This window comes from Citrobacter sp. R56, assembly GCF_016811995.1.
GTDB classification, from domain to species: Bacteria; Pseudomonadota; Gammaproteobacteria; order Enterobacterales; family Enterobacteriaceae; genus Citrobacter_D; species Citrobacter_D enshiensis.
This window is the reverse complement of record NZ_CP069159.1, coordinates 3,411,437-3,433,825: the sequence shown is the minus strand read 5'-3', so window position 1 is coordinate 3,433,825 and position 22,389 is coordinate 3,411,437. Positions and strand designations below refer to the sequence as shown.

Genomic DNA, 22,389 nt, shown 5'->3' with positions numbered 1-22,389 from the left:
TGATCCGATGAGTCAGGGAGGGCAATTGGTATAACCAATGTTAAAATAAAACAATTAATTAACAATCCATTATCAATAACTGGACAATTAAAAAACGGAAAATTAAATACTCATCGGCTGAATCGTGTAAGGAAAATAGGGGGCGGTGAAATTGTCAATAATTTCCAAATTCTATTGAGCACAAAAGAACAAATATAATTTTTATCAACTGGTGGTTATTTGACCGTTATAATTACGGCAGGTTATTACAACGGCAAATAACATTTTCTTTACAGCAAGCGTGTTTTCCGTAGCGCCAGATAATCGAGCAATCCGCCGAACACAATGCCGCACACGGCGACCACAACGCCCGTTTCCAGCATCGCAGGCAGGAACGAGAAATTGGTGTAATCTGCAGCATTCATTGTCAGCAACAGCAGCCACACAACCAGTAAGCAACAGCCTGTTGTCAGCGTGAGCAAAGCCAGGCTATAGGCTCTGCGAAATTCCGTTCGTGGAATAAAGCCTTCGCTTTCCCAACTGTGTTCCAGCGTTTGACGACAAACCAGCAGTAGCAGTAGCCCTGGAACGGCGGCGACGACGGAAAAGAGATAGAACGTTGGCCAGCCGTGGGCCTCTACAAACCAGCCCGCGACGGGGCCGACATAGACGCGGCCTACCGCAGAGAGCGCGGAGAGAAGGGCAAATTGAGTAGCGGAAAATGATTTGTTGCACAGAGTCATGAGCAGCGCGACAAATGCTGCCGTCCCCATACCGCCACACAGGTTTTCGAAAAACACGGCCGCGCCCATGCTGAACATGTGCTTATCGGTGACAGACAGTAACCAATACCCGGCGTTTGACGCGCCCTGAAGCATGCCGAAGATCAATAACGCGCGGAACAGCGAAAGACGTTGCATCAGAACTCCGCCGTAAAGCGCACCGACAATGGTAGCCAGCAATCCCAGCGTTTTATTCACCACGCCAACTTCACCAGCGTCAAAACCGACGCCGCGAATCAAAAAGGTGGTGGTCAGGCTCATGGCGAAGGCATCGCCCAGTTTATACAGCACGATGAGCAGCAAAATCAGCCAGGCATTGTTGCGACCAAAAAAGTCGCGCAATGGCGCTGCGACCGCCTGTTCCAGCGTTTTGGGTACCGGGATGCTATCGGCGGGTTCAGGGGCGAGCAGTGTGGCAATAATGCAGGGGAGCAGTAAGGCCGCCATCAGCCAGTACATGCCTTGCCAGCCGAGCCAGCGGTCGGCCATCCAGAGGGCCAGTCCACCGGAAACCAACATTCCCAGGCGATAACCTAACACGCTGATCGCTGCGCCAGTCCCGCGATCCTCAGCGGGTAACACATCGGTTTTCCAGGCATCAAAAACAATATCCTGCGACGCCGAGCAGAAGGCGATAACGACCGCCAGCGCGGCCATCCAGCGCAATTGCGTTCCGGGTTCCAGGAAACCCATTGCCGCAATTGAAATCAGCAACAGAAACTGTGTGGTGAGCAGCCAGCCGCGACGACGGCCTAAAAAAGGCGGCGTGTAGCGGTCCATAATGGGCGACCAGAGAAACTTAAAAACGTAGGCCTGTCCCACTAAGGAAAAGAAACCAATGGTTTTAAGATCGATGTTCTCAACGGTCATCCAGGCCTGAAGTGTGCCTGACGTCAGCGCGAGAGGTAAACCGGAAGCGAACCCCAGAATCAACAGGATAGCGGAACGCGGTTGCTGAAATATACGTAAATAGTGACTGGACATGGGCTTCTACGGGCCCGGCGTATGCCGGGCCTGAGGGCAGAAATTAACGTGCGTTCTGCTTAATGAAATCGTGAACGCTGGTGTCCTGAGACATATCAGCGATAGTGTCGGTCAGCACGCTGTTAACCGCGTCAGCGATATTTTTGTTAGAGGCCTGCAGTGCGCCTTCGACAGAGTAGCTGGCACGGTAGTTTTTGGTCATCTTGTTCCCGTTTGCCGCGGTCGCGATGATAGCGATGTCAGCTTTGGTCGCGATGTTGTAGCGGACGCTGCCCTGAGACACATCGGCGTACAGTTGGCTAACAATGATTTGCAGGTTAACCGGACCGTTCGGTCCCACCATGTAGCCACGCGCGGTCATCTGTTTTTCCAGAACTTCTTGCAGCAAGAAACGCAGATCGCGAGACGCGGTCAGGGTAACCATTTGGTTGTCGCGGGTCACTTTTGCCAGCGCCTGATCCGGACGCTGATCGGCACCGTTAATGCTGACGGTAACTCCCATCAGACTCGGGTCCTGCTGCGGCAGGGAAATTTTGGGAGAGACATCAATCGTTGTTGGCGGTGTTGCGCATCCTGCCAGCATAACCAGAGCAACTAACGGAAAGAGGATTTTTTTTAACATGTTCGAACTCTCAGTGACTCTTAAGCGTAATAGAAATTAAGCGTGATAGAAAAAATTCACGCCATCATAACATCGCCAACGGCGAGGGGAAGAGCTCAACGCATGTAAATTCATTGCGTTGTCGGTTTTCTGACCCTCAAGGCACAATACCCCGGTTTTTGGCCCCCGATTGGGCAGATAAGTCAGTAAACTTCATACGTTTGAATGAGAAAATCAGACGAACGCTAAATTTTTGTTGTAAGAGTGTAATGGAAGCGGTAAAAGCGGCTAGTATTTAAAGGGATGGGTGACATCTCAGCGTTGTCGGAGGAGATATTTCATGATGATACGTGAGCAAATAGAAGAAAAATTAAGGACAACGTTCCAACCCGTGTTCCTTGAAGTTGTGGATGAAAGCTATCGTCACAATGTTCCGGCAGGCTCTGAAAGCCATTTTAAAGTTGTGCTGGTCAGCGATCGCTTCATTGGCGAACGTTTTCTTAATCGTCATCGGATGATTTACGGTACGTTAACGGCGGAACTCTCCACAACCGTACATGCGCTGGCGCTGCATACCTACACCATTAAGGAGTGGGAAGGATTGCAGGATACGATATTCGCGTCGCCTCCTTGTCGTGGAGCGGGAAGCATCGCGTAGAAAAACGCATTTGCAACAACTGACGCTTTTCCAGTATGTTGCTACAGATTATGTGAAAACGGCCTGCGGGCCGTTTTGTTTTGTCTGAATTTTGAACGGGCAGTACAGTATTCAGACAAAAATTAGCCGGGAATTGTGAAAAAAGCCGCAGCAACGCGCGATAACCGTTCTCGACTCATAAAAGTGATGCCGCTATAATGCGGCGTCTTATTTTTCGGAATGTCTTCGGGATGATTCTGACGACAGGGAATGTGATTGATTAAGAGAACATCCCAGTTCCGCTAAGCTAACAACCTGTGCTTGCGGAGTAGAGTTGACCGAGCACTGTGATTTTTTGAGGTAACAAGATGCAAGTTTCAGTTGAAACCACTCAAGGCCTTGGCCGCCGTGTAACGATTACAATCGCTGCTGACAGCATCGAGACCGCTGTGAAAAGCGAGCTGGTCAACGTTGCGAAGAAAGTACGTATTGACGGCTTCCGTAAGGGCAAAGTACCGATGAATGTTGTTGCTCAGCGTTATGGCGCTTCTGTTCGCCAGGACGTTCTGGGTGATCTGATGAGCCGTCACTTCGTTGACGCGATCATCAAAGAAAAAATCAACCCGGCTGGTGCTCCGAACTATGTTCCGGGCGAATACAAGCTGGGTGAAGACTTCACCTACGCGGTAGAATTTGAAGTCTATCCGGAAGTTGAGCTGACAGGTCTGGACGCAATCGAAGTTGAAAAACCGGTTGTTGAAGTGACTGACGCTGACGTTGACGTGATGCTGGATACTCTGCGTAAGCAGCAGGCGACCTGGAAAGATAAAGACGGCGCTGTTGATGCAGAAGACCGTGTTACTGTCGATTTCACCGGTTCTGTAGACGGTGAAGAATTCGAAGGCGGCAAAGCGACTGACTTCGTACTGGCAATGGGCCAGGGTCGTATGATCCCGGGCTTCGAAGACGGTATCAAAGGTCACAAAGCAGGCGAAGAGTTCACCATCGACGTGACCTTCCCGGAAGAATACCACGCTGAAAACCTGAAAGGTAAAGCGGCTAAATTCGTTATCAACCTGAAAAAAGTTGAAGAGCGTGAGCTGCCGGAACTGACTGCAGAATTCATCAAACGTTTCGGCGTTGAAGATGGTTCCGTAGAAGGTCTGCGTGCTGAAGTTCGTAAAAACATGGATCGCGAGCTGAAAGGCGCGGTACGTAACCGTGTTAAATCTCAGGCTATCGAAGGTCTGGTAAAAGCGAATGACATCGACGTTCCTGCTGCACTGATCGACAGCGAAATCGACGTTCTGCGTCGTCAGGCTGCTCAGCGCTTCGGTGGCAACGAGAAACAAGCTCTGGAACTGCCGCGTGAACTGTTCGAAGAACAGGCTAAGCGCCGCGTTGTTGTTGGCCTGCTGCTGGGCGAAGTGATTCGTACCAACGAGCTGAAAGCTGACGAAGAGCGTGTTAAAGGCCTGATCGAAGAGATGGCTTCCGCTTACGAAGATCCGACAGAAGTTGTTGAGTTCTACAGCAAAAACAAAGAGCTGATGGACAACATGCGTAACGTCGCTCTGGAAGAACAAGCTGTTGAAGCCGTTCTGGCGAAAGCGAAAGTGACTGAAAAAGCCACTTCCTTCAACGAGCTGATGAACCAGCAGGCGTAATTCGTTGCTTAAGTAGCACGAAATTCGCACAAAAGCCCGTCACCGCCCGGTGGCGGGTTTTTTTTTGTCACGCATTTTGCATGGGAAGAGTGCGAAAACAGCGTTTCAGTGTTAGCGTTACAACAAAAGATTGTTATGCTTGAATTATGGCGATGCCGTACCCATAACAGAGGGACTAGCTGATAATCCGTCCATAAGGTTACAATCGGTACAGCAGGTTTTTTCATTTTTTATCCAGGAGACGGAAATGTCATACAGCGGCGAACGAGATAACTTTGCACCCCATATGGCGCTGGTGCCGATGGTCATTGAACAGACCTCACGTGGTGAGCGCTCTTTTGATATCTATTCTCGTCTACTTAAGGAACGTGTCATTTTCCTGACCGGCCAGGTTGAAGACCACATGGCTAACCTGATTGTGGCGCAGATGCTGTTCCTGGAAGCGGAAAACCCGGAAAAAGATATCTATCTTTACATCAACTCCCCTGGCGGGGTGATTACCGCAGGGATGTCTATCTATGACACCATGCAGTTCATTAAGCCGGACGTCAGCACCATTTGTATGGGCCAGGCTGCCTCAATGGGGGCGTTCTTGCTGACGGCAGGCGCAAAAGGTAAACGTTTCTGCCTGCCGAATTCTCGCGTCATGATCCACCAGCCTCTGGGCGGTTACCAGGGCCAGGCGACGGATATTGAAATTCATGCCCGTGAAATTCTGAAAGTGAAAGGGCGCATGAATGAACTTATGGCGCACCATACGGGTCAATCTCTTGAGCAGATTGAACGTGATACTGAGCGTGATCGCTTCCTCTCCGCTTCTGAAGCGGTGGAGTATGGATTAGTCGACTCGATTTTGACCCATCGTAATTGATGCCCAGGGCGCAAGTGTGCCGCTATAATATCTAAGGGCGGCACAACGCAGACAAGCGACTTGCGCCTGAGAATGGCATTTGCGTCGTCGTGTGCGGCACAAAGAACAAAGAAGAGGTTTTGACTCATGACAGATAAACGCAAAGATGGCTCGGGCAAATTGTTGTACTGCTCTTTTTGCGGCAAAAGCCAGCATGAAGTGCGTAAGCTGATCGCCGGTCCATCCGTGTATATCTGCGACGAATGTGTTGATTTATGTAACGACATCATTCGCGAAGAGATTAAGGAAGTGGCACCGCACCGTGAGCGTAGTGCGCTGCCGACGCCGCATGAAATTCGCAATCACCTGGACGATTATGTTATCGGCCAGGAGCAGGCGAAAAAAGTGTTGGCGGTCGCGGTATACAACCATTACAAACGTCTGCGCAACGGCGATACCAGCAATGGCATCGAGTTGGGCAAAAGTAACATTCTGCTGATTGGTCCAACGGGTTCCGGGAAAACGTTGCTGGCCGAAACGCTGGCACGCCTGTTGGACGTACCGTTCACCATGGCCGACGCCACCACCCTGACCGAAGCGGGTTATGTGGGTGAGGATGTTGAGAACATCATTCAGAAACTGTTGCAGAAATGCGACTACGACGTGCAGAAAGCACAGCGCGGTATTGTCTACATCGATGAAATCGACAAGATTTCCCGTAAATCAGACAACCCGTCTATTACCCGTGATGTTTCCGGTGAAGGTGTACAGCAGGCACTGTTGAAACTGATCGAAGGGACGGTTGCCGCAGTTCCGCCGCAGGGCGGTCGTAAACACCCGCAGCAGGAATTCTTGCAGGTTGATACCTCTAAGATTCTGTTTATCTGTGGCGGTGCGTTTGCGGGGCTGGATAAAGTTATCTCGCATCGTGTGGAGACCGGGTCAGGCATTGGTTTTGGCGCGACGGTAAAAGCGAAATCTGATAAGGCCAGCGAAGGCGAACTGCTGTCGCAGGTTGAGCCAGAAGATCTGATCAAATTCGGTCTGATCCCTGAGTTCATTGGTCGTTTGCCTGTGGTCGCAACGCTGAACGAACTGAGCGAAGAAGCGCTGATCCAAATTCTGAAAGAGCCGAAAAACGCGCTGACCAAGCAGTATCAGGCGCTGTTTAATCTCGAAGGCGTGGATTTAGAGTTCCGTGATGAAGCGCTGGACGCTATTGCCCGTAAAGCGATGGCGCGTAAAACGGGGGCGCGTGGTCTGCGTTCTATCGTAGAAGCCGCTCTGCTCGACACAATGTACGATCTGCCTTCAATGGAAGATGTTGAAAAAGTGGTGATCGATGAGTCCGTCATCGGCGGCCAGAGCAAGCCGTTGCTGATTTATGGTAAGCCAGAAGCGCAGCAAGCATCTGGCGAATAATTAGCCATTTCATACAATCAGTTAATCAAAAAGGGGGGATTTTATCCCCCCTTTTATTTTTCCTGTAAACACGCCGTTGAATGTGTGGGAAACATCCCCATATACTGCTTACATGTTAATGGTCGTGTGAAACACAGTCACATAACCAGATTACCTGGCGGACACTAAACTAAGAGAGAGCTCTATGAATCCTGAGCGTTCTGAACGCATTGAAATCCCCGTATTGCCGTTGCGCGATGTGGTGGTTTATCCGCACATGGTCATACCCTTATTTGTAGGGCGGGAAAAATCTATCCGTTGTCTGGAAGCGGCCATGGACCATGATAAAAAAATCATGCTGGTCGCCCAGAAAGAAGCATCAACGGATGAGCCGGGTGTAAACGATCTTTTCACCGTCGGGACCGTGGCCTCTATTTTGCAAATGTTGAAACTCCCTGACGGTACCGTAAAGGTTCTGGTCGAGGGGTTACAGCGCGCGCGTATTTCTGCCCTGTCGGACAATGGCGAGCATTTCTCTGCGAAGGCAGAGTACCTCGAGTCGCCAGCCATTGACGAGCGCGAGCAGGAAGTGCTGGTACGCACCGCGATTAGCCAGTTCGAAGGCTACATCAAGCTGAACAAAAAAATTCCGCCAGAAGTGCTGACATCGCTCAATAGCATTGACGATCCTGCCCGCCTGGCCGACACCATCGCTGCGCACATGCCGCTTAAACTGGCAGACAAGCAATCTGTGCTGGAAATGTCCGACGTCAACGAACGTCTGGAATATCTGATGGCGATGATGGAGTCCGAAATCGATCTGCTGCAGGTTGAGAAGCGTATTCGCAACCGTGTGAAAAAGCAGATGGAGAAATCCCAGCGCGAGTACTATCTGAACGAGCAAATGAAAGCCATTCAGAAAGAACTCGGCGAAATGGACGACGCGCCGGATGAAAACGAAGCGCTGAAACGCAAAATCGACGCGGCGAAAATGCCGAAAGAGGCAAAAGAGAAAGCGGAAGCAGAATTGCAGAAGCTGAAAATGATGTCTCCGATGTCGGCAGAAGCGACCGTGGTGCGCGGTTACATCGACTGGATGGTGCAGGTACCGTGGAATGCGCGTAGCAAGGTCAAAAAAGATCTGCGTCAGGCGCAAGAAATCCTCGATACCGATCATTACGGTCTGGAGCGAGTGAAAGACCGCATCCTTGAATACCTCGCGGTACAGAGCCGTGTGAACAAAATCAAGGGACCAATCCTGTGTCTGGTTGGACCGCCGGGGGTAGGTAAAACCTCTCTGGGTCAGTCTATTGCGAAAGCGACCGGTCGCAAATACATCCGTATGGCGCTGGGCGGCGTGCGTGATGAAGCCGAAATTCGCGGTCACCGTCGTACGTACATCGGTTCTATGCCGGGCAAACTGATCCAGAAAATGGCGAAAGTGGGGGTTAAAAACCCGCTGTTCCTGCTTGATGAGATCGACAAAATGTCGTCTGACATGCGTGGCGATCCTGCTTCCGCACTGCTTGAGGTTCTGGATCCTGAGCAGAACGTGGCGTTCAGCGATCACTACCTGGAAGTGGACTACGATCTCAGTGACGTGATGTTTGTCGCGACCTCTAACTCCATGAACATTCCGGCACCGCTGCTGGATCGTATGGAAGTGATCCGTCTGTCCGGTTATACCGAAGACGAGAAGCTGAACATTGCGAAGCGTCACCTGCTGCCGAAGCAAATTGAACGTAACGCACTGAAAAAAGGCGAGCTGACGGTCGACGATAGCGCCATTATTGGCATTATTCGTTATTACACCCGTGAAGCGGGCGTGCGTAGCCTGGAGCGTGAAATCTCCAAACTGTGCCGTAAAGCCGTTAAGCAGTTGCTGCTGGATAAGTCACTGAAACACATTGAGATCAATGGCGATAACCTGCACGATTACCTCGGTGTGCAGCGCTTCGACTATGGTCGTGCGGACAGCGAAAATCGCGTGGGTCAGGTGACGGGTCTGGCGTGGACGGAAGTGGGCGGTGATCTGCTGACCATCGAAACGGCCTGTGTACCGGGTAAAGGGAAACTCACCTATACGGGTTCTCTGGGCGAAGTCATGCAGGAGTCCATTCAGGCTGCGTTGACGGTGGTGCGTGCGCGTGCGGAAAAACTGGGTATTAATCCGGACTTTTACGAGAAACGCGATATCCACGTTCACGTACCAGAAGGCGCGACCCCGAAAGACGGTCCGAGTGCCGGTATTGCGATGTGTACAGCCCTGGTTTCCTGTCTGACCGGTAACCCGGTTCGCGCTGATGTGGCAATGACCGGTGAGATCACCCTGCGTGGTCAGGTGCTGCCTATCGGTGGTTTGAAAGAAAAACTGCTGGCTGCACACCGTGGCGGGATCAAGACAGTGTTAATTCCTGACGAAAATAAACGTGACCTGGAAGAGATTCCGGACAACGTCATTGCGGATCTTGATATTCACCCGGTGAAACGTATTGAGGAAGTTCTGGCGCTTGCGCTGCAAAATGAACCCTCTGGAATACAAGTTGTAACCGCAAAATAGTGACCTCGCGCAAAGAGCGCTAATAAAAACAGGGCTGGCAGGCCATTTCGGGCTTGCCAGCCTTTTTTTGTATCGCTAACTTAGATGCTGAATTAGGCTTGCCATCATTAACGGGTGTTGTAAGGGCATGGCAGGCCTGATATAACTGCTGCGCGGTCGCACTTTGAAGGATTCAGGTGCGATATAAATTATAAAGAGGAAGAGAAGAGTGAATAAATCTCAACTGATCGACAAAATTGCTGCAGGGGCTGATATCTCTAAGGCTGCGGCTGGACGTGCGTTAGATGCAATTATTGCTTCTGTTACTGAATCTCTGAAAGAAGGGGATGATGTTGCACTGGTAGGTTTTGGTACTTTTGCTGTTAAAGAGCGTGCTGCCCGTACTGGTCGCAACCCGCAAACAGGTAAAGAGATCACCATCGCTGCTGCTAAAGTGCCGGGTTTCCGTGCAGGTAAAGCGCTGAAAGACGCGGTAAACTAAGAGTGATCCCCCCAGGGGATGTGACAAAGTACAAGGGCGCATCATCAGATGTGCCTTTTTTATTTGTGATCCGGGACTTTCTACACGTTGTGGGCTGACAATTGCCCCCGTTTCTTGTCACAATAGGCCTTTCCGCGCAGCGTTCTGGAAACGCTATGCTGCGTGAGGTTTTACATCACCTACAGCGGAGTGTGGTTACACCATGATGGACAGCTTACGCACGGCTGCTAACAGTCTCGTGCTCAAGATTATTTTCGGTATCATTATCGTGTCGTTCATTTTGACCGGCGTGAGTGGTTACCTGATTGGCGGAAGCGATAACTACGCCGCAAAAGTGAATGGCCAGGAAATCAGCCGTGGGCAGTTTGAGAATGCGTTTAACAATGAACGCAACCGCATGCAGCAACAGTTAGGCGATCAGTTCTCTGAACTGGCGGCGAACGAAAGCTACATGAAAACGCTGCGTCAGCAGACGCTGAACCGTCTTATCGACGAAGCGCTGCTGGACCAGTATTCTCGCGAACTCAAACTGAACATCAGCGATGAGCAGGTCAAGCAGGCTATCTTCGCAACGCCAGCTTTCCAGGTCGACGGTAAATTTGATAACAACCGCTATAACGCGATCGTTAACAAGATGGGAATGACGGCCGATCAGTACGCGCAGGCGCTGCGTAACCAACTGACGACGCAACAGGTGATCAACGGCGTTGCAGGCACCGAGTTTATGCTGAAGGGCGAAACTGACGAACTGGCGGAATTGGTTGCCCAGCAGCGTGTCGTTCGTGAAGCGACGATCGATGTGAATGCCCTGGCGGCGAAGCAGCAGGTTACCGATCAGGAAGTTTCCAGCTACTACGAGCAGAATAAAAATAGCTTTATGATGCCGGAGCAGTTCCGCGTGAGCTACATCAAGCTGGATGCCGCGGCGATGCAGGAGACGGCTAGCGATGCCGATATCCAGGCGTATTATGACCAGCACCAGGATCAGTTCACTCAGCCGCAGCGTAACCGTTACAGCATCATTCAGACCAAAACGGAAGATGACGCGAAAGCAGTACTGGATGCACTGAACAAAGGCGGTGATTTTGCCGCCCTGGCGAAAGAGAAATCCGCTGACATCATTTCGGCCCGTAACGGCGGCGATATGGGATGGCTGGAAGACGCCACGACCCCGGATGAGCTGAAAAATGCCGGCCTGAAAGAAAAAGGCCAGCTGTCCGGCGTCATCAAGTCGTCTGTCGGTTATCTGGTAGCGCGTCTGGATGACGTCCAGCCTGCAAAAGTCAAACCGCTGAGCGAAGCGCGTGCCGACATTGCCGCGAAAGTGAAGCAAGAAAAAGCGCTGGATGCGTACTATGCGTTGCAGCAGAAAGTGAGCGATGCGGCGAGCAATGACAATGAATCTCTGGCGGGCGCAGAACAGGCCGCTGGTATGAAAGCCGTTGAGACAGGCTGGTTCAACCGCGACAGCTTACCGGAAGAACTGAATTTCAAACCGGTTTCTGATGCGATCTTTAATGGTGGTCTGGTGGGGCAGAACGGTACGCCGGGTAACAACTCCGACATCATCACCGTTGATGGCGATCGTGCCTTCGTACTGCGTGTTGCCGAGCACAAAGCAGAAGCGGTTAAACCGCTGGCTGAAGTGAAAGACCAGGTGACTGCACTGGTTAAGCATAACAAAGCGGTGCAACAGGCGAAACTGGATGCGGACAAACTGCTGGTTGACCTGAAAGCCGGTAAAGGTGATGAGGCGATGAAAGCGGCTGGTCTGAGCTTTGGTGAGTCTAAAACCCTGAGCCGTACGGCTCAGGATCCGGTGAGTCAGGCTGCATTTGGTCTGAGCCTGCCTGCGAAAGACAAGCCCGTCTATGGTGTTGCCAATGACATGCAGGGTAACGTGGTTCTGCTGGCGCTGGATGCTGTGAAAGCGGGTTCAATGCCGGAAGAACAGAAAAAAGCGATGGTTCAGGGGATCACCCAGAACAACGCGCAAATTGTCTTTGAAGCACTGATGAGTAACCTGCGTAAAGCGGCGAAAATTAAAGTGGGTGATGCGCTGGAACAGCAGCAGTAATCGAGACGCTTCGCAAAAATTTGCAAAAAGTTGTAATCCCCAAAGGCCGCTTTCGCGGCCTTTTCCATTTCTGATATTTGCCATTTGTTCCTGATTCTTCGCCCCGTTATCGTGGCTTCGCTGTTAATAAACAAGGAGAAACAGTATGAAACGTGGAATCAAAACTTTGCTGGTAGCGCTGTCCCTGACCTGTACTGGCGTGACAGGCAGTGCGCTGGCCGCTGAGTCAGCGGCAAAAAATCCGGCAGTACAAACTAAGGCTGAGGCACCTGCTACGGCGAAAACTAAAGCGTCAGTCCCTGCGAAAGCCAGTGATGAAGAGGGTACCCGGGTGAGTATCAATACCGCTTCAGCAGAGGAATTAGCGCGGGCAATGAATGGCGTTGGGTTGAAAAAGGCGCAGGCCATCGTCAGCTACCGGGAAGAGTACGGCCCGTTTAAAACCGTTGATGATTTAAAACAGGTACCTGGGATGGGGAGTTCGCTGGTGGAACGTAACCTGGCAGTTTTAACACTTTAATAACTTGCGTAGTGGCAAAAATTTGCCATGCTATAGAGGTCATACCAGTTGTGGCCTCTATACAGTCATCTTACCCATAAAAACAAACTAAGGTTTCTGCGCTATGCAAACACAGATTAAAGTCCGTGGTTATCATCTCGATGTCTATCAACATGTCAACAATGCCCGCTATCTTGAGTTTCTGGAAGAGGCGCGCTGGGACGGCCTGGAAAACAGTGACAGCTTCCAGTGGATGACGGCTCATAACATCGCTTTTGTGGTGGTAAACATCAATATTAACTACCGTCGCCCGGCGGTGCTGAGTGACCTGCTGACCGTGACCAGTCAGGTGCAGCAAATCAACGGTAAGAGCGGTGTGTTAAGTCAGGTCATCACGTTGGAGCCAGAAGGACAAGTCGTGGTGGATGCGCAGATTACGTTTGTGTGTATTGATTTGAAAACGCAGAAAGCGCTGCCGTTGGAGGGGGAGTTACGCGAAAAACTGGAGCAGATGGTGAAGTAACGTCTTATTGCCTGATGGCGCTGCGCTTATCAGGCCTACATGTTCATCTTGCGTAACGAGTAGGCCGGATAAGGTGTTTAAACTGTCACCTGGCAAAATCGACCGAAATTACTTCAGTCCGGTTTTCTGCTTCATCGCCGCCATTACTGCAGGTTTATCTGCCAGATAATGGGTCAGTCCGTTTGCTCGCAGGGTACAGGCGGCACAGTGCCCACAGCCGTCGCCTTTGATCCCGTTATAGCAGGTCAACGTCTCCTGACGTACGAGATCCAGTTTGCCCCAGTAATCGGCCAGCGCCCAGGTTTCGGCTTTATCAATCCACATCAACGGCGTTTCAAAGCGGATATCCTTTGCCATCCCCAGGCTAACCGCGTGATTTAGCGCTTTGACAAATTCATCGCGGCAATCGGGATAACCGGAGAAATCCGTTTCACAAACACCGGTGATCACCGCCTCGGCCTTTACCTGGTAGGCGTAGATGGCCGCCAGCGTCAAAAACAGGATATTGCGCCCTGGCACGAAGGTGTTGGGAATGCCATCCGCATCCGGTTCGTAGTCCGGCACCGGAATGTTGTCGTGAGTCAGGCTGCTGATCGCCAGTTCGTTCAGTAGAGTGACATCGAGCACTTTGTGCGAACGGGCGCCGAGTTTTAAGGCCAGGTCACGTGCGACATCAATCTCAGCGCGATGGCGCTGACCATAATCAAAGGTGACGCAATGGACTTCATCATATTGATGTAGTGCTTGCGCCAGGCAGGTTGTGGAGTCCTGACCCCCACTGAATACTACGACGGCACGTTTCATGGCTTATCCTGAAAAATGATAAAACGCTATGGTAGCGTCTGAGGGGGACGCCGACCAGCTTCTTCATGACGAGGGGGAGGCAGCCATGCTTCGGTGAAGTCAAACCAGCCTCGTGCGTTTAGTCGGACCCCATTAACGCCCGGTGGCGCGCTAATGCGATAGTGATAATTGAAGAGCGGTGTGAGCGTGGCATCATTCATCAGGTTTGCGAACACCTGCGCAAGTGCAGCATAACGATCTCTTTCGTCGGGCTGAATCTGTAGCGCATCAAGCGTTGCCTGTAGATGGGAAAAGGCGGGAGCGTCTAAGACATACGGCCAGAGCTGATCGCAGCGTAGCCATTGCTCAAGCGTGTACTCTGGCGCTTCGCCAATGAGTCGGTCGCCCATCATCAAATCGGCATCTGCCAGAATAGCGCTGTTGTCCCAGTTCTTAGCGTTATGAAAAATAATCGTTAATTCACAGCCGAGCGTGGCCAGATAGTGCTTGAGCTGTTCTGCCATGGTATGCAGCTCAACGGGCAGATGGTAGACCAGCGTGAGCCTTTCCGGCAGTTCTACCTCATCCAGGCTTTCCCACTGGGGCATGGTCCAGTCGGGCAGCAACGCCTGGCTTGGCGTAATCAAATTTTCATCAACAGGCAGTGTTTGCAGGAGCGATGTGTGATGAATGATATCCACCAATCTTCTCGCCTGTTGCACGCTCAGCCTCGGCCCTTTCTTGAGTGTTAAATAGCAAAATCCGAGGCTGATACCGCTACTTACCTGAGTGAGCGTGGTCAGCTCTTCTCGTTTCCCGATCGCAATCTGTACCGGGTGTCGGCAACTGGTCCCCAGGTCTTGTGCGAAAAGTTGCGGTGTTATCCAGTATTCAACCGCCTTAAGCAGCGGGTGGCTCCGATGATAATGATCGTGACTTTCAAGGCGGACCAGCTCCGGCGTAAATAACGCCAGCCGGAAAGGGCCGGTACCGACCAGCGGTTGCTGTGGATGCGCCAGATGGCTGCAGTAGCTCGCCAGGCGGTGCGCCAGCCAGTAATCAGGTCGATGCAGAATGAACGTCAGGCATTGCGGGTGGCTAATCTCAATACGCTTCACGCTAATGAACAACTTATTGAGCGCCGGGAGGTTGAGCAGCATCAGTAGCCGTTCATGTAGCTGCGAGGTTGCCACCACATCGCCATTGTGCCAGTAAAGTGTCGAGCGAATATAAAAATCCCAGCGTAACCCATCGGGGGAGACATCCCAGTGATGTGCCAGGTCTCCGCAAGGACGCTGATTATGACTGTCGAAGCGGGTTAATCCGGAGAAAATCTGCCCGGCAAGATGTTGTTCCGCGCGCCCGGGGAGGAATCCAGGATGGAGCGGATCAAGAGGACGATAATAGGGAATACGTAGCGTCGGCGTATCGTTTTGCCATTGCCCGCCCATAAACGGTTGCAACATTGTGCGCAGTTCGCCCGGCGCCAGTTGCGCCAGCTCCAGCACATTGAGTTGCTGCCCTTTCTCCAGCGCTTGCTCCATCATGGAATTGCGCAATGATTCCGGCGTGACCAAAAAACGGAGTTGCCCGCGTTTTCCACGCCCGGACTGCGACTCCCACGTCAGCCATCCTGCGTCCTGCGACTGGCAAAGCAGTGTCCGCACATGACGTTCGCTACAAAAACAGCGTTCTGCCAGTTCGCTCACGGTAACAAACTGAGGTTCACCGGCGGAAGGTTGCCAGAGGCGCTGGTATTGTTTGAGTCGATTGAGAAGTCGCATAAACCCGGAACAATTCCTTTTATCTATTCACTATTACTTCCGTATATCTCAGGTGATACTGAACCACAAGTTAATCGTGTCACAGAGTGGAGAAAGAGATGGCTCGTCTGGCAGCATTTGATATGGATGGCACGCTACTGATGCCAAACCACCATTTGGGCGATGAAACCCTTTCAACACTGGCTCGGTTGCGCGAACGCGACATTACCCTGACCTTTGCGACGGGTCGACATGTACTGGAGATGCAGCATATTTTGGGCTCGTTTTCGCTGGAAGCCTTCCTGATCACCGGTAACGGTACGCGCGTTCATTCGCTGGAGGGCGAAGTGTTGCATCGCCAGGATCTTGACCCGGCCATCGCGGATATTGTGCTGCATCAGGCGTGGGACACGCAGGCCAGCATGCATATTTTCAATGACAATGGCTGGTTTACCGGACAGGAAATCCCGTCGATATTGCATGCGCACGTCTACAGCGGATTTCGGTATCAGATAGTGGATGTCAAACGGATCCCGGCCCACGAGGTGACGAAGATCTGTTTCTGTGGCGATCACGATGATCTGATCCGGCTTGGTATTCAATTGAACGACGCGCTGGGCGAGCGGGCAAACCTCTGTTTTTCCGCAGTCGATTGCCTGGAAGTGTTACCGTTAGGCTGCAATAAAGGCGCCGCCATGACGGTACTGAGCAATCATCTGGGTTTTACCCTGGCTGAATGTATGGCGTTTGGCGATGCCATGAACGATCGTGAAATGCTGGGGAGCGTCGGACGCGGTTTGATCATGGGTAACGCCATGCCGCAACTGATTGCCGAACTACCGCATTTATCGGTGATTGGGCATTGCCGTAATCAGGCTGTCTCTCACTATTTAACGCATTGGCTGGATAATCCACATCTACCTTATTCCCCCGAATGAGAGATCCCTTCCAGCAAGCCAGACATGAACAGTCATTGTCTGGCTTTTTTTATACTGCTTTAGCGGACGTTCAGCATCCTGGCAAGTTCAGCCTGCCACGGCGCTAAATCGCCGATCTGCGCGCTGACCCATTCCGGATTGTAGTAGGTGTCGAGATAACGTTCGCCGCTGTCGCACAGCAACGTAACGAGAGAACCTGTTTCTCCGGCATCGCGCATACGGGCCGCGAGTTGCAGCGTTCCCCACATATTGGTGCCGGTTGAGGCGCCCACTTTACGACCCAACTGCGTTTCCAGCCAGTGCGCGGTCGCGATGCTGGCAGCATCCGGCACGCGTAACATCTCATCCACCACATCCGGAATGAAAGACGGCTCCACGCGTGGACGGCCGATACCTTCGATTTTGCTGCCGACCGGACTGCGCAGTGTGGCATCACGTTCCTGCCAGTAGGGCAAAAAGACCGAGTTTTCCGGGTCAACGACCATCAGACGCGTGTCGTAGCCCTGGCAGCGAATGTAGCGACCAATGGTGGCTGAGGTCCCGCCCGTGCCTGCGCTCATGACAATGTGTTTGGGCACCGGGTTTGGCTCGCACTGCATCTGGCGAAAAATACTGTCGGCAATGTTGTTATTCCCGCGCCAGTCAGTCGCGCGTTCAGCATAGGTGAACTGATCCATATAGTGACCGTTCAGTTCACGCGCCAGCTGTTCTGAGGCGGCGTAAATCTCGCAGGCGCTTTCTACAAAATGGCAGCGACCGCCGTAAAACTCTATTTGTTCAACTTTGCGTTTTGCCGTACAGGAAGGCATGACGGCGATAAAGGGCAGACCCAGAAGGCGAGCGAAATAGGCCTCGGAAACTGCGGTTGAACCCGATGATGATTCAATGATTGGCGTGCCTTCTTTGATCCAGCCGTTGCACAGTCCGTACAGGAACAGTGAACGCGCCAGTCGATGTTTCAGACTGCCGGTGGGGTGCGTACTTTCATCTTTCAGATAGAGCTGAATCCCCGGGAACGCAGGCAGCGACAGCCGGATGAGATGCGTATCTGCTGAACGCTGGTAGTCAGCGTTAATTTCATTAATGGCGTTTTTAACCCAGGCGTTATTCATCGGTGTTTTCCATTTGTCATTTTGTGCCCAGATTAGCGGAAAGCACAGAAAAAATTGTTGCCATTTAACCTTTAAAATAGAATGTAAGGAGAAAATTCTTCTCTGTGAGGTGGGCATGTTAGATAAAATTGACCGTAAGCTGCTCGCCTTGCTGCAGCAGGACTGTACCCTCTCTTTGCAGGCGTTAGCCGATGCCGTTAATCTGACCACCACACCCTGCTGGAAACGACTAAAACGTCTGGAAGATGACGGCGTTCTGATAGGAAAAGTCGCGTTGCTGGACCCTGAAAAGCTGGGGTTGGGCTTAACGGCCTTCGTGCTGATAAAAACGCAGCATCACAGCAGCGAATGGTACTGTCGATTCGTGACCGTGGTCACCGAGATGCCGGAAGTTCTGGGCTTTTGGCGCATGGCAGGTGAATACGACTATCTGATGCGGGTCCAGGTGGCGGACATGAAACGCTATGACGATTTCTACAAACGCCTGGTGAACAGTGTTCCCGGACTGTCAGATGTCACATCAAGCTTTGCGATGGAACAGATTAAATATACTACCGCTCTACCCATTGAATAATTCTCCCGGCGTTGATTGCCGGAAATCATGTCAGGAAAGAATACGTGCGATTATTTGTTCAATTAAGCTGGTACTTTCGCCGGGAGTGGCGTCGCTATCTCGGTGCTGTTGCCCTGCTTATCATCATTGCTATCCTGCAACTGATCCCGCCTAAGGTGGTCGGCATTGTCGTGGATGGCGTAAGCGCACAACGCTTTACCACCGAACAGGTGTTGATGTGGGTGGGAACCATCGCGCTGATTGCTGTCGTGGTCTATTTATTACGCTACGTCTGGCGCGTTCTGCTGTTTGGGGCGTCCTATCAACTTGCCGTTGAGCTGCGTGAAGATTATTACCGTCAGCTCAGTCGTCAGCATCCTGAATTTTATCTACGACATCGCACCGGGGATTTAATGGCGCGCGCCACCAATGACGTGGACCGCGTGGTCTTTGCCGCCGGGGAAGGGGTGTTAACGCTGGTGGACTCATTGGTCATGGGTTGCGCCGTATTGATTGTGATGTCCACGCAAATCAGCTGGCAGCTGACGCTGTTTGCCTTGTTACCGATGCCGATTATGGCGCTGATGATTAAGCGCTACGGCGACAGGCTACACGAGCGTTTCAAGCTTGCGCAGGCGGCATTTTCCAGCCTTAACAATCGGACTCAGGAGAGCCTGACCAGCATTCGGATGATCAAAGCGTTTGGTCTCGAGGACCGACAGTCGGCGCTTTTTGCGGCCGACGCGGCGGATACCGGCAAGAAAAACCTGCGGGTCGCCCGTATCGACGCCCGATTTGATCCGACGATTTATATTGCCATTGGTATGGCAAACCTGCTGGCGATTGGCGGTGGCAGTTGGATGGTGGTCCATGGCGCGTTAACGCTCGGACAACTGACCAGCTTCATGATGTATCTCGGTCTGATGATCTGGCCGATGCTGGCGCTGGCGTGGATGTTTAATATCGTTGAGCGAGGCAGTGCCGCTTATAGCCGAATTCGCGCCATGCTGGCGGAAGCACCGGTGGTTAATGATGGTGCAGAGCCCGTACCGGAAGGGCGTGGTGAGCTGACAGCGGCGATTGGCGAGTTTCGTTATCCGCAGGCGGCGCATCCCGCGCTGGGAGAGGTCCATTTTCACCTCAAGCCCGGCCAAATGCTGGGGATTTGTGGACCTACCGGTGCCGGGAAAAGCACGGTACTTTCGTTGATCCAGCGTCATTTTGACCTCACGCAAGGCGATATTCGTTTTCACGGCATTCCATTGACGCAGTTGCAACTGGATAGCTGGCGTAGCCGACTGGCCGTGGTCAGCCAGACACCGTTTCTGTTTTCAGATACGGTCGCCAACAACATTGCGCTGGGATGCCCAAACGCGACGCAGGACGAAATTGAACATGTTGCACGTTTAGCCAGCGTTCATGAGGATATTTTACGTCTGCCACAGGGTTACGACACCGAGGTCGGCGAACGCGGGGTCATGCTTTCCGGCGGGCAAAAACAGCGTATTTCCATTGCCCGTGCGTTGTTGCTCAATGCGGAGATCCTGATTCTGGATGACGCCCTGTCGGCCGTGGATGGACGTACGGAACATCAGATTTTGCATAACCTGCGCCAGTGGGGAGAAGGGCGTACGGTGATCATTAGCGCGCACCGCTTGTCCGCCCTGACGGAAGCCAGCGAAATTATCGTGATGCAGCATGGGCATATTGCTCAGCGAGGCGAGCATGATGATTTAGTCCTGCAACCCGGCTGGTATCGAGACATGTACCGTTATCAGCAGTTAGAAGCCGCGCTGACGGACGCCCCTGAAATGCCAGAGGAGGCGGCGAATGCGTAGTTTTGGACAGTTATGGCCAACGCTGAAAAGGCTGTTGGCGTACGGTTCTCCGTGGCGAAAACCGCTTTCCATTGCGGTGGTCATGCTCTGGGTCGCCGCGGTGGCGGAGGTGAGTGGACCGCTGCTTATTAGCTATTTCATTGACCATCTGGTGGCGAAAAACAACCTGCCGTTGGCAATGGTGGCGGGGTTGGTCGCGGCCTACATTGGCTTACAGTTGCTGGCGGCCGGTCTGCATTATGCGCAGTCGCTGTTGTTTAATCAGGCAGCCGTTGGCGTCGTACAACAACTGCGTACCGACGTAATGGATGCGGCGCTCCGCCAGCCGTTGAGCGAGTTTGATACCCAACCTGTCGGGCAGTTGATTTCTCGCGTCACCAATGACACCGAAGTGATCCGCGACCTTTACGTCACGGTTGTGGCGACGGTGTTGCGCAGCGCCGCGCTGATTGGCGCGATGTTAGTGGCGATGTTCAGCCTGGACTGGCGCATGGCGCTGGTGGCGATGGCGATTTTCCCCGCCGTGCTGGTGGTGATGGTGATTTACCAGCGTTACAGCACGCCGATCGTTCGCCGTGTGAGAGCGTATCTGGCGGATATTAATGACGGTTTCAATGAAGTCATCAACGGCATGAGCGTCATTCAGCAGTTTCGCCAACAGGCGCGCTTCGGGGAACGCATGGGAGAAGCCAGCCGTTCGCACTACATGGCGCGAATGCAGACTCTGAGGCTGGATGGCTTTTTACTGCGCCCGTTGCTGAGCCTTTTCTCGGCGCTGATTCTGTGTGGACTGCTGATGTTGTTCAGTTTTACGTCGGCGGGCACCATCGAAGTCGGGGTGTTATATGCGTTTATTAGCTACCTCGGGCGGCTGAACGAGCCGTTAATTGAACTGACGACGCAGCAATCCATGTTGCAGCAGGCGGTTGTGGCGGGGGAGCGCGTTTTTGAACTGATGGATGGCCCCCGTCAGCGTTATGGTGACGATAACAGACCGCTGCGGAGCGGGCGAATCGATGTTGATCATGTTTCTTTCTCCTACCGTGACAATAATCTGGTGCTGCAGGACGTCAGCCTGTCAGTGCCTTCACGTGGTTTTGTGGCACTGGTCGGGCATACCGGGAGCGGTAAGAGTACGCTCGCCAGCCTGTTGATGGGCTACTATCCGCTGACTCAGGGCGAGATTCGTCTGGACGGGCGGCCACTCTCTACGCTGGGACATAGCGTTCTGCGTCAGGGGGTGGCGATGGTGCAGCAGGATCCGGTGGTGATGGCTGATACTTTCCTGGCAAACGTCACGCTGGGCCGCGATATCTCGGAAGCGCGCGTCTGGCAGGCGCTGGAAACCGTCCAACTGGCGGAACTGGCGCGCGGCCTGAGTGACGGTATCCATACGCGTTTGGGCGAGCAGGGAAACACCTTGTCGGTGGGGCAAAAGCAACTGCTGGCGCTGGCGCGCGTGCTGGTTGAGACGCCTCAAGTGCTGATCCTGGATGAAGCGACGGCCAGCATCGACTCGGGGACCGAACAAGCGATTCAGCAGGCGCTGGCGGCTGTTCGTGAGCACACTACGCTGGTGGTGATTGCGCACCGGTTGTCGACGATCGTCGAGGCTGACACCATTCTGGTGCTGCATCGCGGTCAGGCGGTTGAACGTGGCACCCATCAACAATTGCTGGCAGCCCAGGGACGTTACTGGCAAATGTATCAATTACAGTTAGCCGGGGAAGAGCTGGCCGCCAGCGCGCGTGAGGAATCGCTTACCGCCTGATGCACCAGCGTTGCCCGCCACTCCCGCGGGCGGTGCAAAAATGAAACGCATCATGCACTGGCATGGTGCGTTTTTTGTTTCCCGCTTCGCTTCTGACGCACTTCACATTTCTCTCCTCCTGTTTTGTTGCCTGTTTTTTGTGCAATCTTGTGCCGGATTGGCGCATTTATCAATGTGGCACACCCCTTGCAATAGTTCCCTCGTGTCGCTGCAGCTATTACCCATTTCAGACAGGAGGGGATCTATGAAGCTGGTTACCGTGGTAATCAAACCGTTCAAACTGGAAGACGTTCGTGAAGCGCTGTCTTCCATAGGCATTCAGGGGTTAACAGTCACTGAAGTGAAAGGTTTTGGGCGTCAGAAAGGGCATGCTGAGCTGTACCGCGGCGCGGAATACAGCGTTAACTTTCTACCCAAGGTAAAAATTGATGTGGCCATCGCGGACGATCAGCTTGAGGAGGTGATCGATATCATCAGCAAGTCTGCATGGACCGGAAAAATTGGCGACGGCAAAATTTTCGTTGCTGAACTGCAACGCGTTATTCGTATTCGTACCGGTGAAGCCGACGAAGCGGCACTGTAACTTTCAG

The 22,389-nt window shown here is 52.6% G+C and carries 19 protein-coding genes; 14 read left to right on the top strand and 5 right to left on the bottom strand.

Annotated features, from left to right (window positions below; translation table 11 throughout):
* Window positions 1–269: 269 nt before the first annotated feature.
* Together ampG and JM656_RS16235 are read right to left on the bottom strand one after the other, a co-directional pair.
* The gene (gene ampG, locus JM656_RS16240; RefSeq protein ID WP_203358666.1) at window positions 270–1,745 is read right to left on the bottom strand and encodes a muropeptide MFS transporter AmpG; all 1,476 of its coding nucleotides are present in this window, start codon (window positions 1,743–1,745) and stop codon (window positions 270–272) included.
* Between the two features lie 43 nt (window positions 1,746–1,788).
* Complete coding sequence (locus tag JM656_RS16235) at window positions 1,789–2,367, bottom strand: lipoprotein (protein WP_162378947.1); 579 nt, start codon at window positions 2,365–2,367, stop codon at window positions 1,789–1,791.
* Between the two features lie 319 nt (window positions 2,368–2,686).
* Between JM656_RS16235 and bolA the strand changes: the two genes are divergently transcribed.
* From bolA to fadM, 9 genes are all read left to right on the top strand, one after another.
* A complete protein-coding gene (gene bolA, locus JM656_RS16230) occupies window positions 2,687–3,004 on the top strand; it encodes a transcriptional regulator BolA (protein WP_192611381.1) in 318 nt (105 codons plus the stop codon).
* Between the two features lie 347 nt (window positions 3,005–3,351).
* Window positions 3,352–4,650, top strand: a complete 1,299-nt coding sequence (gene tig / locus JM656_RS16225) for a trigger factor (RefSeq protein ID WP_192611382.1) — start codon at window positions 3,352–3,354, stop codon at window positions 4,648–4,650.
* Window positions 4,651–4,897: 247 nt separating this feature from the next.
* A complete protein-coding gene (gene clpP / locus JM656_RS16220; protein ID WP_003021624.1) occupies window positions 4,898–5,521 on the top strand; it encodes an ATP-dependent Clp endopeptidase proteolytic subunit ClpP in 624 nt (207 codons plus the stop codon).
* Window positions 5,522–5,647: 126 nt separating this feature from the next.
* Complete coding sequence (gene clpX, locus JM656_RS16215; RefSeq protein ID WP_203358665.1) at window positions 5,648–6,922, top strand: ATP-dependent protease ATP-binding subunit ClpX; 1,275 nt, start codon at window positions 5,648–5,650, stop codon at window positions 6,920–6,922.
* 184 nt (window positions 6,923–7,106) lie between these two features.
* Window positions 7,107–9,461: an endopeptidase La gene (gene lon, locus JM656_RS16210; protein ID WP_203358664.1), complete on the top strand. Its 2,355-nt coding sequence runs from the start codon at window positions 7,107–7,109 to the stop codon at window positions 9,459–9,461.
* A gap of 208 nt (window positions 9,462–9,669) precedes the next feature.
* Window positions 9,670–9,942 carry a nucleoid-associated protein HU-beta gene (gene hupB / locus JM656_RS16205; RefSeq protein ID WP_003021629.1) on the top strand — a complete coding sequence of 91 codons (273 nt, stop codon included), beginning with the start codon at window positions 9,670–9,672 and terminating at the stop codon, window positions 9,940–9,942.
* Window positions 9,943–10,144: 202 nt separating this feature from the next.
* Window positions 10,145–12,019: a peptidylprolyl isomerase gene (gene ppiD / locus JM656_RS16200; protein ID WP_203358663.1), complete on the top strand. Its 1,875-nt coding sequence runs from the start codon at window positions 10,145–10,147 to the stop codon at window positions 12,017–12,019.
* 145 nt (window positions 12,020–12,164) lie between these two features.
* Window positions 12,165–12,539 carry a helix-hairpin-helix domain-containing protein gene (locus JM656_RS16195; RefSeq protein WP_203358662.1) on the top strand — a complete coding sequence of 125 codons (375 nt, stop codon included), beginning with the start codon at window positions 12,165–12,167 and terminating at the stop codon, window positions 12,537–12,539.
* Window positions 12,540–12,642: 103 nt separating this feature from the next.
* Complete coding sequence (gene fadM / locus JM656_RS16190; RefSeq protein ID WP_203358661.1) at window positions 12,643–13,041, top strand: long-chain acyl-CoA thioesterase FadM; 399 nt, start codon at window positions 12,643–12,645, stop codon at window positions 13,039–13,041.
* Window positions 13,042–13,149: 108 nt separating this feature from the next.
* Here the strand turns inward: fadM and queC are convergent, their stop codons facing one another.
* Both queC and JM656_RS16180 read right to left on the bottom strand, forming a co-directional pair.
* Entirely contained in the window at window positions 13,150–13,845 is a 696-nt protein-coding gene (queC, locus tag JM656_RS16185) for a 7-cyano-7-deazaguanine synthase QueC (protein WP_203358660.1), read from the bottom strand.
* Window positions 13,846–13,871: 26 nt separating this feature from the next.
* A complete protein-coding gene (locus JM656_RS16180; RefSeq protein WP_203358659.1) occupies window positions 13,872–15,608 on the bottom strand; it encodes an SgrR family transcriptional regulator in 1,737 nt (578 codons plus the stop codon).
* A 98-nt stretch (window positions 15,609–15,706) separates the two neighbouring features.
* Between JM656_RS16180 and cof the strand changes: the two genes are divergently transcribed.
* Window positions 15,707–16,525 (top strand): HMP-PP phosphatase, encoded by an 819-nt coding sequence (cof, locus tag JM656_RS16175; RefSeq protein WP_203358658.1) that lies wholly within the window; start codon window positions 15,707–15,709, stop codon window positions 16,523–16,525.
* Window positions 16,526–16,584: 59 nt separating this feature from the next.
* Here the strand turns inward: cof and JM656_RS16170 are convergent, their stop codons facing one another.
* Window positions 16,585–17,637: a PLP-dependent cysteine synthase family protein gene (locus JM656_RS16170; protein ID WP_203358657.1), complete on the bottom strand. Its 1,053-nt coding sequence runs from the start codon at window positions 17,635–17,637 to the stop codon at window positions 16,585–16,587.
* A 115-nt stretch (window positions 17,638–17,752) separates the two neighbouring features.
* On the opposite strand from JM656_RS16170, the gene decR reads away from it, so the two are divergent.
* The 4 genes from decR to glnK all read left to right on the top strand — a co-directional run bounded on the left by decR (window position 17,753) and on the right by glnK (window position 22,382).
* Window positions 17,753–18,211 carry a DNA-binding transcriptional regulator DecR gene (gene decR, locus JM656_RS16165; RefSeq protein WP_203358656.1) on the top strand — a complete coding sequence of 153 codons (459 nt, stop codon included), beginning with the start codon at window positions 17,753–17,755 and terminating at the stop codon, window positions 18,209–18,211.
* Window positions 18,212–18,255: 44 nt separating this feature from the next.
* Window positions 18,256–20,028 carry a SmdA family multidrug ABC transporter permease/ATP-binding protein gene (locus tag JM656_RS16160; protein WP_203358655.1) on the top strand — a complete coding sequence of 591 codons (1,773 nt, stop codon included), beginning with the start codon at window positions 18,256–18,258 and terminating at the stop codon, window positions 20,026–20,028.
* Entirely contained in the window at window positions 20,021–21,799 is a 1,779-nt protein-coding gene (locus JM656_RS16155) for a SmdB family multidrug efflux ABC transporter permease/ATP-binding protein (protein WP_203358654.1), read from the top strand. Before JM656_RS16160 ends, JM656_RS16155 begins: the two co-directional genes overlap by 8 nt.
* Before the next feature lie 244 nt (window positions 21,800–22,043).
* Complete coding sequence (glnK, locus tag JM656_RS16150) at window positions 22,044–22,382, top strand: P-II family nitrogen regulator (RefSeq protein WP_192611395.1); 339 nt, start codon at window positions 22,044–22,046, stop codon at window positions 22,380–22,382.
* Window positions 22,383–22,389: the final 7 nt, after the last annotated feature.